Annotated in this window: 14 protein-coding genes; 11 read left to right on the top strand and 3 right to left on the bottom strand. The window is 67.0% G+C overall.

What is annotated here, in order from left to right; genetic code table 11:
* Positions 1-235: 235 nt before the first annotated feature.
* The 8 genes from ABEA50_RS13435 (at position 236) to ABEA50_RS13400 (ending at position 8,399) form a co-directional block, all read left to right on the top strand.
* The gene (locus ABEA50_RS13435; RefSeq protein WP_345495653.1) at positions 236-1,645 is read left to right on the top strand and encodes an NlpC/P60 family protein; all 1,410 of its coding nucleotides are present in this window, start codon (positions 236-238) and stop codon (positions 1,643-1,645) included.
* 188 nt (positions 1,646-1,833) lie between these two features.
* Positions 1,834-3,024, top strand: coding sequence for an AAA family ATPase (locus ABEA50_RS13430; RefSeq protein WP_345495652.1), 1,191 nt, complete (start codon positions 1,834-1,836; stop codon positions 3,022-3,024).
* Positions 3,025-3,050: 26 nt separating this feature from the next.
* Positions 3,051-4,007 carry a DUF58 domain-containing protein gene (locus ABEA50_RS13425; RefSeq protein ID WP_345495651.1) on the top strand — a complete coding sequence of 319 codons (957 nt, stop codon included), beginning with the start codon at positions 3,051-3,053 and terminating at the stop codon, positions 4,005-4,007.
* Positions 4,004-5,005, top strand: a complete 1,002-nt coding sequence (locus ABEA50_RS13420; protein ID WP_345495650.1) for a VWA domain-containing protein — start codon at positions 4,004-4,006, stop codon at positions 5,003-5,005. The genes ABEA50_RS13425 and ABEA50_RS13420 overlap by 4 nt, the downstream gene beginning before the upstream one ends.
* A gap of 116 nt (positions 5,006-5,121) precedes the next feature.
* On the top strand, positions 5,122-5,838 hold the full coding sequence (gene fabG1, locus ABEA50_RS13415; RefSeq protein WP_345495649.1) for a 3-oxoacyl-ACP reductase FabG1: 717 nt from the start codon (positions 5,122-5,124) through the stop codon (positions 5,836-5,838).
* Positions 5,839-5,936: 98 nt separating this feature from the next.
* A complete protein-coding gene (gene inhA / locus ABEA50_RS13410) occupies positions 5,937-6,773 on the top strand; it encodes an NADH-dependent enoyl-ACP reductase InhA (RefSeq protein WP_345495648.1) in 837 nt (278 codons plus the stop codon).
* Between the two features lie 21 nt (positions 6,774-6,794).
* Positions 6,795-7,859, top strand: coding sequence for a ferrochelatase (locus ABEA50_RS13405; protein WP_345495646.1), 1,065 nt, complete (start codon positions 6,795-6,797; stop codon positions 7,857-7,859).
* 75 nt (positions 7,860-7,934) lie between these two features.
* The gene (locus ABEA50_RS13400) at positions 7,935-8,399 is read left to right on the top strand and encodes a hypothetical protein (RefSeq protein ID WP_345495645.1); all 465 of its coding nucleotides are present in this window, start codon (positions 7,935-7,937) and stop codon (positions 8,397-8,399) included.
* A 601-nt stretch (positions 8,400-9,000) separates the two neighbouring features.
* On the opposite strand, the gene ABEA50_RS13395 is transcribed toward ABEA50_RS13400, so the two are convergent.
* The 3 genes from ABEA50_RS13395 to ABEA50_RS13385 form a co-directional block, all read right to left on the bottom strand.
* Complete coding sequence (locus ABEA50_RS13395) at positions 9,001-9,774, bottom strand: S1 family peptidase (protein WP_345495644.1); 774 nt, start codon at positions 9,772-9,774, stop codon at positions 9,001-9,003.
* A 9-nt stretch (positions 9,775-9,783) separates the two neighbouring features.
* Positions 9,784-10,605, bottom strand: a complete 822-nt coding sequence (locus tag ABEA50_RS13390) for a hypothetical protein (RefSeq protein WP_345495643.1) — start codon at positions 10,603-10,605, stop codon at positions 9,784-9,786.
* A gap of 348 nt (positions 10,606-10,953) precedes the next feature.
* Positions 10,954-11,778, bottom strand: coding sequence for a DUF3097 domain-containing protein (locus ABEA50_RS13385; protein ID WP_345495642.1), 825 nt, complete (start codon positions 11,776-11,778; stop codon positions 10,954-10,956).
* Positions 11,779-11,944: 166 nt separating this feature from the next.
* Between ABEA50_RS13385 and ABEA50_RS13380 the strand changes: the two genes are divergently transcribed.
* The 3 genes from ABEA50_RS13380 to ABEA50_RS13370 all read left to right on the top strand — a co-directional run bounded on the left by ABEA50_RS13380 (position 11,945) and on the right by ABEA50_RS13370 (position 14,557).
* Complete coding sequence (locus ABEA50_RS13380; RefSeq protein ID WP_345495641.1) at positions 11,945-12,376, top strand: NfeD family protein; 432 nt, start codon at positions 11,945-11,947, stop codon at positions 12,374-12,376.
* Entirely contained in the window at positions 12,377-13,693 is a 1,317-nt protein-coding gene (locus ABEA50_RS13375; protein ID WP_345495639.1) for an SPFH domain-containing protein, read from the top strand.
* 186 nt (positions 13,694-13,879) lie between these two features.
* A complete protein-coding gene (locus ABEA50_RS13370; protein ID WP_345495638.1) occupies positions 13,880-14,557 on the top strand; it encodes an O-methyltransferase in 678 nt (225 codons plus the stop codon).
* Positions 14,558-14,571 lie beyond the last annotated feature (14 nt).

Genomic DNA, 14,571 nt, shown 5'->3' with positions numbered 1-14,571 from the left:
TCGTTTCCCTCCGGGATCACCTATCGCACACCCGGCAAATCAACAGCTAAGTGCAAATTACGCGACTGTAGTTCCGTTGCTGGAGTTCTTTGAGTGGCTGATGTGTCGTACGGTTCAAACTGCCACTGATGGGGAACAAGTGGTGGAAAGGTCGCTTGTCGACCATCGTGATTCATGGTTCGGCTGATGCCGGTGTGGTTTCGGCGGAGGTCGGCGTCGGTCCGTGGGAGGTGCGATGCGCTACAGCGGGGAGGTTGGCAAACGTCGACTTCGGGTGGTCGCTCTCGGATTGCTGATGTCGGTCGCGGTGGTCGCGCCCGCTACGGCCGTGCCACCACCGCCGCCGAATCCGAGCGACGGTGAAATCGCCGATGCGGGAGCCGAAGTCGACGCGAACGTCGGCGCGATCGGTGCCTTGATCAATCAGGTCGCCGAGGTCGATGATCGACTACGTCAGCTCGACGACGAGGTCGCGAGCAAACGTGAAGAGGTCAACAAGGCGCTGGTCGACTTGCAGAACGCGCGGGCCGCGGCCGATGCCGCCGCCGCGGCCGTGGATACCAGCCAGCGTGAATTGTCCGCGGCGGGAACGCGAGTCGACGACGCCAGGCGCAACTTCGACCAGTTCGCCACCCAGGCATACACCCGCCCGGCCGCGCAATCGGTGGTCTCGTATCTGACGGCGGCGACCCCGTCGTCGGCGATCGACCAGGCCGAGCTGCTGAACCTGGTATCGAAGAACCAACAGCAGGTGCTCGACAGTCTGCGTCGCGCCCAGATCGACAAGGGCAACAAGAACTCCGGCGCGCGTCGCGCCAAGGCCGACGCCGATACCGCCGCGGGCGTCGCCGAACAAAAACAGTCCGACGCGCAGGCCGCCGTCACCAGGGTGACCACCGCACTACAGCAACAGACCGTCCAGCGCGACGATCTGCGACGCCAGCGCCAAGACACCCAGGGCAGGCTCGATCGAGCCAGGGTGAATGTCGCCGGGCTGCAAGACCAGCGTGACGCCTACCAGGCGTGGGACGAGCAGCGTAGAGCCGAGGAAGCCGCGGTGCGTGCCGCCGCGGCCGCGGCCGCCGCCCGCGCGGCCGCCGACCAGGACGCGCGCGATCGCGCCGCCGCGCTCAACGCGAACCGCCGCCCACACACTCAGCTGGAGAGTTCGGCACCGCCGAAGCAGAGTTCACCGAGTCCCAGCGAACCGTCGGTGACCGGATCCGCCGCGGTCGAGACGGTCGTGGACCGCGCCATGGCGCAACTCGGCGTCACCTACGCGTGGGGTGGTGGCGACGAGGACGGGCCAACGCTCGGGATTCGCGACGGTGGAGTCGCCGACCGGCACGGCGATTACAAGAAGGTCGGCTTCGACTGCTCGGGACTGATGGTCTACGCGTTCGCCGGAATCGGCGTCTCCTTGCCGCATTACAGCGGCTACCAATACAACGCGGGCACCAGGGTTCCCGTCGACGACCGTGCGCGGGGCGACATGCTGTTCTGGGGTGCCAACGGTAGCCAACACGTCGCGCTGTATCTGGGCAAGGGCAAGATGCTCGAGGCGCCCGAATCCGGTGACGTGGTCAAGGTGTCGCCGGTCCGCGAGGGCGGCATCATGCCGTACGCGGTGCGGATCGTCAGCTAGCCTGTGCGGCCGAACGGGGTGCGCTGACGTAGCCTGCGGGCACGGTTGTCACGCGCGGGGCTGACACATTGGGTCGAATCGGACATCCGATCCTTTGAATTCCCTGCACGCCGGGTCCGGTTGCGGCACTTGCGGCCATTACCTGGAATAGTTGTGGCAGCACGCACAAGACCAAGGCGAAAGCGGGGATGTTGGTGACTTCGACGGACGGTGTCAGCGAGGCGAGCTCGGCAAAGGATGCGCCTGCGCCATCGCCGAGCACCCTCGAGCGTGACGTCCAGACTCTGGAGAAGGCGATCTACGAGGTCAAGCGGGTGATCGTCGGCCAGGATCGGTTGGTCGAACGCCTGCTCGTCGGTGTGCTCGCGCGTGGCCACGTGCTGCTGGAGGGTGTGCCCGGCATCGCCAAGACGCTCGCGGTGGAGACCTTCGCGAAGGTGGTGGGTGGCTCGTTCTCCCGCGTGCAGTTCACCCCCGACCTGGTGCCCACCGACCTCGTAGGTACCCGTATCTACCGCCAGGGCCGTGAGGAATTCGATACCGAACTCGGCCCGGTGGTCGCCAATTTCGTGCTCGCCGACGAGATCAACCGCGCTCCGGCGAAGGTGCAGTCGGCGTTGCTCGAGGTGATGGCCGAGCGGCATGTGTCGATCGGCGGCACGACCTATCCGATGCCCGATCCGTTCCTTGTCATGGCGACGCAGAACCCGATCGAGAGCGAAGGCGTGTATCCGCTGCCCGAGGCGCAGCGCGACCGCTTCCTGTTCAAGGTCGTCGTCGACTACCCGTCGGTGGAAGAGGAACGCGAGATCATCTATCGGATGGGTGTCGCACCGCCGGAGGCGAGCGCGATTCTCGACCCCGAGGCGTTGATCCGTTTGCAGAAGGTCGCCGCCAACACCTTCGTGCACCACGCGCTGGTCGACTACGTGGTTCGGGTGATCGCGGCGACGCGTAAGCCCGAAGATTTCGGCATGCACGATGTGGCGAACTGGATTTCCTACGGTGCCTCGCCGCGTGCCAGCCTCGGCATCATCGCCGCGGCCCGCGCCGTCGCGCTGATCCGCGGCCGCGACTACGTGGTGCCGCAGGACGTGGTCGAGGTGATTCCGGATGTGTTGCGCCACCGGCTCGTTCTGTCCTACGACGCGCTGGCCGACGAGGTCGATCCCGAAGAGGTGATCAACCGCGTGCTGCAGACCATCGGACTGCCGCAGGTGGCACCCCAGGCTGTCGCGCCAGGGGCGGCGCCCGTGCCGCCGCAGGCCGCGCCGCCGCAGCAGCCACAGCCGCAGCAGCCGATCGCGCAGCAGCCCACACCGCAGCAACCGCCGAACGGGCAGCAGGCTCAGCCCGCCGGCAATGTTCAGCCCAAGTGAGCGCGGCGCCGAATCCGGTTCCAGGAGTGCCGAGTTCATCGCACCCGCCGCCGTCGTTTCGATCCGGTGAGCTGACCGACCCTCGACTGAGCGTCGCGCTGAAAACCCTCGAGCTGACCATCCGCCGTCGGCTCGACGGTGTGCTGCACGGTGACCACCAGGGCTTGATCCCCGGACCCGGTTCCGAGCCGGGCGAAGCCCGGGTCTACACGCCGGGTGACGATGTGCGGCAAATGGATTGGTCGGTGACCGCACGCACCACGCATCCACACGTCCGCCAGACCGTCGCCGACCGTGAGTTGGAGACCTGGATGGTCGTCGACCTCTCGGCCAGCCTCGATTTCGGCACGGCGGCATGCCAGAAACGCGACCTCGCGGTCGCCGCTGCCGCCGCGATCACCCACCTGACCAGCGGTGGCGGTAACCGGATCGGTGCCGTCGTCGCCACGGGCGAACAGTTGGTGCGTATTCCGGCCCGCAGCGGACGTGTACACGCGCAGGCGCTGCTGCGCGGTATCGCGACCACTCCGCACGCTCGTGACGGCGTGCGCGGCGACCTGCGCGGCGGAATCGAATCGTTGCGACGTCCACAGCGCAAGCGTGGACTCGCGGTGGTGATCAGCGACTTCCTCGGCGATATCGACTGGCAGCGTTCGCTGCGCGCGATCTCGGCCAGACACGACCTGCTCGCGGTCGAAGTGCTCGATCCGCGCGATCTCACGCTGCCCGATGTGGGTGACGTCGTGCTGCACGATCCGGAGTCGGGACGGACCCGTGAGTTCAGCGTGACCCCCACGCTGCGTAACGATTTCGCGGCCGCCGCGCAGCAGCACCGGCAACAGGTCGAGTCGGCGTTGCGCAGTTGCGGCGCGCCCGTGCTCACCTTGCAGACCGACCGGGACTGGATCGCCGACGTGGTCCGGTTCGTGTCCACCCGGCGCCATGCCTTGGGCGCCCCGACTGGGCGGGTGCCACGCCAGTGAGTATTTCCCATTTCACCTCCGCGGTCTGGCTCGGCTTCCTGGTCGTGGTCGCGGCGATTGTGCTCGGCTACATCCTGGTCCAGCGCAGCAAGCACAAGCAGATGCTGCGGTTCAGCAATATGGCGGTGCTGGAGAAGGTCGCGCCGTCGCGGCCGAGTCCGCTGCGGCACGCGCCCATCGCGCTGATGCTGGTCGGCGTCGTATTCCTGACCATCGCGGCGGCGGGGCCCACCGCGGTCAAGAAGGTGCCGCGCAACCGCGCGACCGTTGTTCTCGTCATGGACGTCTCGTTGTCGATGGAGGCCACCGATGTGCAGCCGAGCCGGTTGCAGGTGGCGCAGAAGGCGGCCAAGGAATTCGCCGACGGTTTGACGCCCGGCATCAACCTGGGGTTCGTCACCTTCGCGGGGACCGCGTCGGTGATGGTGCCGCCGTCGGTGAATCGCGAATCGGTCAAGGCGTCTATCGACAGCATCAAGCTCGCCGAGCGCACCGCGACCGGTGAGGGCATCTTTACGGCGGTGCAGTCCATCGAGACGCTGTCTGCGGTGCTCGGCGGTGCGGAGACCCCGCCACCGGCGCGCGTGGTGCTGATGTCCGACGGTAAGCAGACCGTGCCGAGCGACAAGGACGTGGACAATCCGCGCCACGGCTTCACCGCGGCGAGATTGGCCAAGAGCAAAAACATTCCGGTCTCGACGATTTCGTTCGGCACCAATTACGGAGTTGTCGACATTCCGGACGGCGAGGGCGGGCATGCGCGCCAGCCGGTGCCGGTGGACGACGACTCGTTGCGCCAGATCGCCAAGCTGTCCGGTGGTGACTTCTTCACCGCGTCGAGCTTGACCGAGCTGAACGCCGTCTACGACACCCTCGAGGAGCAGATCGGCTACGAGTTGAGCAGGGGTGACGCCAGCAGGCCGTGGATGTTGCTCGGCATGCTGCTCGTGTCGTGCGGTCTGGTAACCGGCTTGCTCTATCGTCAACGCCTGCCGTAGGTCGCCGTCGCTCATTCGCGCGCGCGACACACCCACCAGGCTGCGCGATTGTGGCATCACACGAAGGTGTGCGGCCAGGGCGCGGCCTGTGAACTCGAACAGATAGGTTGGTGCCCATGTCGAACAAGCAATCGCGGTCGGTGCTCGTCACCGGCGGAAATCGTGGTATCGGACTCGCGGTCGCGCAGCGGCTGCTCGCCGACGGCCACAAGGTGGCTGTCACGCATCGTGGTTCGGGGGTGCCGGACGGGCTGTTCGGCGTGAAATGCGATGTGACCGACGCTGATTCCGTGGATCAGGCGTTCACCGAGGTGGAGGCCCACCAGGGTCCGGTCGAGGTGTTGGTGGCCAACGCGGGCATCACCGACGACACCTTGCTGATGCGGATGAGTGAAGAACAGTTCACCAAGGTGATCGACGCCAATCTCTCCGGCGCGTTCCGGGTGGCCAAGCGCGCCAACCGGAACATGTTGAAGGGCAAGTGGGGTCGGATGGTCTTCCTCGGCTCGGTCGTCGGATTCTCGGGTCAGGCCGGGCAGATCAACTACGCCTCCTCCAAGGCGGGCGTGGTCGGTTTGGCGCGGTCGATCACCCGTGAGCTGGGTTCACGGTCGATCACCGCGAACGTGGTGGCCCCCGGCTTCATCGAGACGGACATGACCTCGGGTCTGGACGACGAACTGCGCGATATGGCGAAGAAGTTCATCCCGCTCAAGCGTCTCGGCAAGCCCGAGGACGTAGCCGCCGTGATCAGCTTCCTCGCCTCCGAGGACTCGGCCTACGTCTCCGGCGCGGTGATCCCCGTCGACGGCGGCATGGGCATGGGTCACTGAGCTGACCGAAAGGCCGCGCTCGGCAGGAACGGGTGCGGCACAGCCACTTCGGGGTAGGTGCGGGCCCCGTAATCGAATTCAGGAGAACCGAGAAACTCATGAGCGGACTGCTCGAAGGCAAGACCATTCTGGTGACCGGCATCATTACCGACGCCTCGATCGCGTTCCACGCGGCCGCTGTCGCGCAGGAGCAGGGCGCGAAGGTGATCATCACCGGTATTCCGGAGCGGCTGCGGCTGATCGACCGGATCGGCAAGCGCCTGCCGCAGGAGATTCCTCCCGCGATCGGCCTCGACGTCACCAGCGAGGAGGACCTGGCCGGACTCGCGGACAAGGTCCGCGAACTCGCGCCGGAGGGCATCGACGGTGTGCTGCACTCGATCGCGTTCGCACCGCGCACCCTGATGGGCCCCGAGGCGCTGCCGTTCCTCGACGGGCCGGGCCCCGACGCCGCCAAGTCGTTCGAGATCTCCGCGTGGAGCTACGCCTCGCTGGCGCGCGCGGTGCTTCCGGTGCTGAACGAGGGCGGCTCGCTGGTTGGCATGGACTTCGATCCGCGCACCGCACTGCCGTACTACAACTGGATGGGCGTGGCCAAGGCGGCGCTGGAGTCGGTGAACCGGTATGTGGCGCGAGAAGTGGGCCAGGCCAAGAAGGTTCGGTCGAACCTGATCGCAGCCGGCCCGATCAAGACGCTGGCGGCAAAGGCCATCGCGGGCACCGCGACCGGTGATGCCGCGAAGCTCAACCAGCTCAACACCTACTGGGACGGCGCGTCGCCGATCGGCTGGGACGTCGACGACCCGACGGTGGTCGCGAAGTCGATCGTCGCGCTGCTCTCGGATTGGCTGCCCGGCACCACCGGGTCGATCATCTATGTCGACGGCGGAGCCAGCCACAACACCTGGTTCCCGGAGAACATGCCGACCAACTGATCAGGAAGACGGAGGACTCCCGTGGTTCGGGCCACCAGTTCGACAGCGGCGGTGCTGCTGCTTTCCTTTGGTGGCCCGGAGCGCCCCGAGGACGTGCTGCCATTCCTGGAGAATGTCACCCGGGGTAGGGGTGTGCCGCGTGCCAGGCTCGAAGAGGTGGCGCAGCACTACCTGCACTTTGGTGGGGTGTCGCCGATCAACGCGCTCAATCGGGACATCATTGCCGCTCTCGAGGCGGAATTGTCGGCGGCGGGTCGCGATCTTCCTGTGTATTTCGGCAACCGGAATTGGTATCCCATGGTGGAGGACACCGTGGCGCGGATGGCGGCCGACGGGGTCGAGTCGGCGCTGGTCTTCGCGACCTCGGCGTGGGGTGGCTATTCCGGGTGCCTGCAATATCACGAGGACATCGTGCGGGCGCGGGCCGCGTGCGGATCCGGTGCGCCGCAATTGCTGAAGTTGCGGCAGTATTTCGACCACCCGCTGTTGATCGAGGCGTTCGCCGACGCGATCGGTGCGGCACGCGCACAATTGCCCGAGCAGCGCAGGGACGGTGCGCGCCTGGTGTTCACCGCGCATTCCATCCCGGTCTCGGCCGACGTGGCGGCGGGTCCACCGGATGCCGGTGGTCGGCTCTACAGTCGACAGGTGGCCGAGGCGGCCCGCTTGTGCGCGGCCGCGACCGGATACACCGACTACGACGTGGTGTGGCAGTCGCGCTCGGGTCCGCCGCATATTCCGTGGCTCGAGCCCGACATCGTCGATCACCTGGAAGTGTTGTCCGCCAAGGGGATCGAGTCGGTGATCGTGTGCCCGGTCGGCTTCGTCTCCGACCACCTCGAGGTGATCTGGGATCTGGACAACGAGGCGAAGCAGAAGGCCGCCGAACTGGACATGGCGTTCGCGCGCGCCGCGACACCCGGCACCGATCCTCGGTTCGCTCAGCTGGTCGTGGAGCTGATCGGTGAGCAGCTGGACGGTGTTGAGCCACGTCGACTCGGGGAGGTGCCCGGCTACGGGTGCGCGCTCGACGGCGCACCGTGCGTTTTCGGCTGCTGCGCGCTGCCGCAAAGGCCGGGTCGGTGAACCGAATCCGTTGCACTAGCATGTGATCCGCTGCGGTACGGGGCCGCGGTGGAGTGCGTTTTCGGGGAGGATTCGGTGACAATTCAGCAGTGGCAGGCCGTGGTAACGCTCGATGAGTACGGCTGGTCGGGCGACACCATCGCCAGCGGTTCGGAAACGATCGAGGCGCGACCGCACCATCATGTGAGTACCGGTGGCGGCGACGGTGACGACGAGGACGATGTGTCGGGCTGGCTCATCGCCGTCGTACTGATCGCGATTTTCGGCGTGGGTATCGGTGTGGTGGTGTGGCAATCGCGGCGACAGCGGGGCAACCGGGGCGGGGGGCAATCGCAGTTCCCGCAACACCCGCAGCAGCCGAATCGCTATGCACCACAGCAGTTCCAGGGACAGTATCCACAACCGGCGCCGCCGTATCCGCCGCAACAACAGCAGTACGCTCCGGTGCCAGGTCCTGGCTACCCGCAACAGCCGCAAGCGTCGGGGTATCAATACCCGCAGCCGTATCCACCGCCGCAGCAGCCGTATCCACCGCGGTAGCGCCCTGAGTCGCGCAGCAGGGGTTGCGCGGGCCAGCCTGAAATCGGCAGCGGCGTCTGAAGTGGGTGTCCCGCCACGCGCGGTCGGCTGTACCTGACGCCGGGGGTCCGCGATCTGGTCGTACCGAGGGAACTTGCGCGTGGTCGGCGCGCACGCGCAGGCATCCGTCGGCCCACCGACTGATATCGCACCCGTTCGGGAAGAGCTCATGTCGGCGCGGCCTCGTCATGCGGCGTACCGCACGAAGATCACGAGCGTGCCCGAATATCAGCTGGTCGGCGATCAGTACGCGACGTCGGACAGTCTGGTGTAGACGCCGGGTAAGCCGGGCCGCGCCGTGCCTTCGGCCCACGAGGTGGTTGTCGACGAGAAGTGGCCCGACGCTGTCGAATTGGCCGGTGTCGGCCTCTGGTCAACCGGCGTAGCGGCAACCATATCCGCCGCGGAAACCCTGAGTCGCGCGGCAGGGGAGGGAAGACAGCGAGGCTGATCATCCAGCCGCGAAGGAGCCAGCGTGATGTAGTCACCGTACGCGAGCGTGTTGGCGCTGGCCCTGTGGTGCCGCTAGCGCGGATCGCTCGCGGCGTCGCGAGGTCGGCGATCAGAATGCGACGTTGGACAGTCTGGTGTAGACGCCGGGGAAACCCGGTCGGGCCGTGCCTTTGGCCCACGAGGTGAGGCCGACGAGGTGATCGCCGACGAGAAGTGGCCCGCCGCTGTCGAATTGGCCGGTGTCGGCCTCAGGTGAACCGGCGCACAGCATTTGCGACGGGTCGAAGGACTCGCCGTAGGCCGCAGCGCAGTCGTCGTCGGAGACCAGGGGCACCTCTGTCTTGTGCAGCAGCACGTTCGAGTCGTCGTCCTCCGCCGTGGCACCCCAGCCGAGCACCGTGCCGGGTGCGGTGCGGTCGTAGCCGGCATCGTCGTGATCGGGGATCGCGAGCTGGGCGTACGGGCCTGGTCGCTGCTGGTCGAGGGTGAGTACGGCCAGGTCGTCGTGGTGCACGTCCTCGCCGTCGAAATCGGTGTCGTGGAAATCGGGGTGGACGCGAATCTCTGTGACACCCACCGTTTCTCCGTCGTCGGTGCGTAGGTCGGAGCGACCGAAGGTGACCGTCAGCGCGCCGGGGACGGCCTTCGCGAGGTCGACACAGTGCGCCGCGGTGAGCAGCTGGTCGGCGGCGATGAGTGCACCGCCGCAGAACTGTCCGGACGGACGGGGGAAGAACACCGGGGTGCCGATCGCGGCCAGCCACGGGTAGTCCGAGGCGGCGACTTCCGTGCCGCCGACGACCGCTGTCGCCGGGGTCGCCACGGTGATCGGGCCGACGACCAGCGCCGCCGCTACGGCGACCACGGTCCGGGTCGGATACACAGCGGCCTCCTAATTTCCGTTGTCGCGGCGCGGGGCGGTGTGCACCGCGGCGAGCCTGGCCGCGCGGATCGCGTTCCAGAGCGGTCGCAGCAGCGACTCCTGGGCGACGATCGCACTGGCGGAGGTGGGGGAGGACGCCGGTTCCCGTTGTGCCACCGTGAGTATCGCGGCGACATGGTCGGCGGTGTCCAGAATGCGCCTGGCGCGCAACGAGATCGACTCGGGGTAATCGTGGCGGGAGAGGTCGGCCAACTCGGCTTCGATGAGCTCCCTCGGATCCGAATCCGCCGCGCCGACCGCCGTGGTGTGCAACCGCATGAGGGCGTCCGCCGCGTCCCGAACCGCTTCGCGCATCGCGTGTTCGGCCTCACCGAGCGACATATCGGGTCCGCCCTCGGGGGGAACGGGTGCGCTGTAGACGGTCCATTGCAGGGTGTTGTCGTCGACCCACTGCGGGATCAGTCCTGTGCCTTCGGTGCCGGGAACGCCGACCAGGATGCCTTCCTCCGCCTCGATGGCGTCGGCGGCGAAGGCGGTGCCGGCGGGCAGCCCACGCACGTCCCCCGGTACTGGAAGCACGAGCCGCAGGTAGGCGTTCGACTCGGCCATCGCTTCGCGAATCACCTTGAGCAGCGCCATCACTCCGGTGCCGGGTAGGTGGCCGTGTGCCGACCAGGGTAGGTCGGTGCGGCCGCCGGTGACCGGGTCACCTGCGGCGATGGTGTGCAGCGGCGCCCAAGCGTGTAGGGCCTCCAGCACGTCGTCGGGCGCGCTGCAACCGGCCAGCCACGAGCCGGCCCACACCGTCAGGGTGGCACTTGGGGAGCACATAATTATCGAGCATAAACGGTGGGCGCGATCGGCGTGCCTCCCCACGATGGCATTGCTGAGCTGGCGTTCGTCCACGAGCTTGTCGACGCTCGAGCTGTTATCCTGCGCGCCTTCATGAAATTGGCGGTGCGCGCGAACACTGTCGGGGCACGGTGTGGTCCGCGTCATGTGCCGCAGCGCCCGCGTCGTGATCGAGTTCTCCCACCCACGGCCTCGACCGGGCACAAGACCGCGCTGATCGTTTCGGAGCCAACACCGCGCCGTCGGTGCGACGCGTGTAGCAGCGAATACGGCGTTTGTGCCGGCGAGGCGCCCGCCGTCGGTGTGACTTGTGCGCGGGATGGGTGGTTACTCGGGTTCGGTGACGAAGTCGATCAATCGCTCGACCGCACCGAGCAGCGGTGCCTCGAGATCGCGAAAGGTTTCGACGGAGTCGTAGACTCGACGCCACCCCGCTTGCGGTGTGCCCCAACCGAGTCGGTGGCAGATGCCGGTCTTCCAGTCCTCACCGCGGGGGACGTTCGGCCACGCCTCGATGCCAACGGTGGCCGGACGCACGGCCTGCCACACGTCGATGAACGGATGGCCGGTGACCAACACGTGCGGGCCGAGTCCGGTGGTGAGCTGAGTTTCCTTCGACCCGGTGACCAGGTGGTCGACCAGGACACCGACGCGTCGGCCGGGCCCCGGCTGGAATTCGGTGAGGCGCTGCGCGAGGTTGTCCAGACCTTCGAGGTGTTCGACGACGACGCCCTCGACCCGCAGGTCGTGACCCCACACCCGCTCCACCAGCGCGGCGTCGTGCACGCCTTCGACCCAGATTCTGCTGCCGCGCGCCACCCTGGCCCGCAGTCCTTCGACACGGGTGGAGCCGGAGGCGGATCTGGTCGGCGCCGAGGGTGCGGTGGCGGTGGGGCGGGTCAGTGTCACCGGCGCGCCGTCGATGAGAAAGGCGGCCTCGCGCAACGCGAACAGGCGTACCGTGCCGCGCGCGTCCTCGAGTTTCACGAAGTCGCCGTCGTAGCTGCGGTCGAAACCCACTACGGCGCCGCAGAATCCGCTTGCCGCGTCTTCGACCACCAAGTCGCGCTCCGCGGTGACCTTCGGTACGGCACGGGTCTTCTTTCGGGAATGTCCGGAAAAGATGTCGCCGTAGCTGTCGTGCCCACTCACGCCGGAGAAGCTAGCACCGCCCTCGCGAATTTCGCGACATTCCGTGCTCGCGCGCGTCTCGGATTCGTGATCGCCGCACGGGTTTTGGCGTGCGCGGCGAAAATATCCGAATAGTCCGTTGTGTGGGGAGGGCCCGAGATCACCGACGGCGCATTACAGTGGGGGTGTGGCCGCAATATTCTGGCTGGTCGCGGGAGTTCTTCTCGCGGCGGCGGAAATGCTGACCGGGGACCTCACGCTACTGATGCTGGGAGTCGCCGCACTCGGCACTGCCGGTGTGAGCGCTGCCGCGGATACCTCGCTGGTACTCGATGCCGTGGTCTTCGCGATTCTGACCGGGGTGCTGATCCTCGGCGTTCGACCGATGTTGCGGCGCCGCTACGGAACACCGCCGCCGATTCCGACGAATGTGGATGCGCTGCCGGGGAAGACAGCGCTGGTGCTCGACGAGATCAGCGAGCATTCCGGTCAGGTGAAACTGGGCGGTGAGGTATGGACCGCGCGGCCGATGGAAACGACCGAGGTCTACGAACCAGGAACAACCGTGTACGTGATGAGAATTGACGGCGCGACGGCTGTCGTCTGGAAAGGGCCGTAAATGGCTGTACTGATCGTTGCCATCGTCCTCGTCCTGTTGGTCGTGGTGGTGGTGTTCAAATCGATCGCGCTGGTGCCGCAGGCGGAAGCGGCGGTCATCGAACGGCTCGGCCGGTATTCGCGCACGGTGTCGGGACAGTTGACGTTCCTGGTGCCCTTCGCCGATCGGATCAGGGCCAAGGTGGATCTGCGCGAGCGCGTGGTGTCGTTCCCGCCGCAGCCGGTGATCACCGAGGACAACCTCACCCTGCATATCGACACGGTGGTGTATTTCCAGGTCACCAGCCCGCAGGCGGCGGTCTACGAGATCAGCAACTACATCGCCGCGGTCGAGCAGTTGACGGTGACGACGCTGCGCAACGTGGTCGGCGGGATGACGCTGGAGCAGACGCTGACCTCGCGCGATCAGATCAACGGTCAGCTGCGCGGTGTGCTGGACGAGGCGACCGGCCGGTGGGGTCTTCGGGTGGCCCGAGTGGAGCTCAAGAGTATCGATCCGCCGCCGTCGATCCAGGAGTCGATGGAAAAGCAGATGAAGGCCGACCGTGAGAAGCGCGCCATGATTCTCACCGCGGAGGGCACCCGCGAATCGGCGATCAAGACCGCCGAGGGTGAGAAACAGTCGCAGATTCTGGCTGCGGAGGGCGCCAAGCAGTCCTCGATCCTGTCCGCCGAAGGTGAGCGCCAAAGCAGCATCCTGCGTGCACAGGGTGAGCGTGCCGCGGCCTATCTCCAGGCGCAGGGCCAGGCGAAGGCGATCGAAAAGGTCTTCGCCGCCATCAAATCCGGCAAGCCGACGCCGGAGCTGCTCGCCTACCAATACCTGCAGACGCTGCCCGAAGTAGCGAAGGGCGATGCCAACAAGGTGTGGCTGGTGCCGAGCGACTTCGGCAAGGCGTTGGAGGGCTTCGCCAACAACTTCGCCACGAAGGGCGAGGACGGCGTGTTCCGCTACGAGCCACCCGTGGACGACACCCCGGCCAGTCCGTCGGGGGAAGATCCCTCGGTGGCGGACTGGTTCGACACCGCGCCGGACCCGACGATCGAGCGTGCGGTGCGTGCCGCCGAGGCGACCGCGCGGACACCGGTCGAGGACCTGATGGCCTCGCCGCCGCCGGTTTCGCGGCGACCGGAGCCGTCACCGCACAAGTCGGTGGTGCCACCGGAGCAAGAGGCCGCTCAGCAACCTCCGCTCGAGCAACGGCAGCCGCCGCTACCGCCACAGCAGCCGTCCGAGCAGCAGCCCGAACAGAGTCAGCCGCGCCCGAACGATCCCTACGGTCGGCCGTGGCAGCCGCCGGAGAACTTCTCGCGGTAACGCCTCGGCGAGGCGAGTTCGCATTCGGCCGAACCCCTCAGGGGTTCGGCCGAATTGCTTCGTGCGCCAGGGTGGTTCATCTCGATGGCGGGGCGGGTTCGGTGGTTGCCCCTTGCGGCGGTCGGCTGCGACATACGGGCGCGCGGGCAGTGCCCAGGTGCCGTCCCTGGTGGCAGACTGGCAACCATGACCTCAAGCGAATGGGCCGCGGTGGATCGCTACATCGTCGACAGCCTGGTGGCGGACCCGGACTCCGAGGCGGCGTTGGTGGCGAACGCCGCGGCGGGGCTACCGGCGATCGATGTCTCGCCCGCGCAGGGCAAATTCCTCTATCTCTTGGCCAGGACCGCGCGTGCGCGGCGGGTTTTGGAGATCGGCACGCTCGGCGGCTACAGCACGATCTGGCTGGCGCGTGCGGTCGGTGCCGAAGGGCGCGTGGTCACACTGGAATTCGCGGCGCGGCACGCCGAGGTGGCGCGCGCGAATCTCGACCGTGCGGGTCTCGGCGCGCGGGTCGAGATCAGAGTCGGTGCGGCACTGGACAATCTGCCCGGTGTGGCCGAGGACGAGCCGGAGCCCTTCGACCTGGTGTTCATCGACGCCGACAAGATCAACAATGCCAACTACGTGTTGTGGGCGCTGCGCCTGACCAAGCCCGGCTCGGTGATCATCGTCGACAATGTGGTGCGCAGTGGTGCGTTGGTCGAGGAGGAATCCGAAGATCCCGGTGTGCAGGGTGCGCGCGCGGCGATCGAATTGCTCGATGCCGAACCGACTTTGACCGCGACCGTCGTGCAGACGGTGGGTGCCAAGGGGTGGGACGGCTTCGCCTACGCGGTGGTCAACGGCGAGAACGACGAATAGGTTTTCGGCGCCGC

This window comes from Nocardia callitridis (assembly GCF_039543305.1).
In the GTDB taxonomy this organism is placed as follows: domain Bacteria; phylum Actinomycetota; class Actinomycetes; order Mycobacteriales; family Mycobacteriaceae; genus Nocardia; species Nocardia callitridis.
Note: the sequence above shows the minus strand (reverse complement) of the source record. Positions and strands in the feature narration are given on the sequence as shown.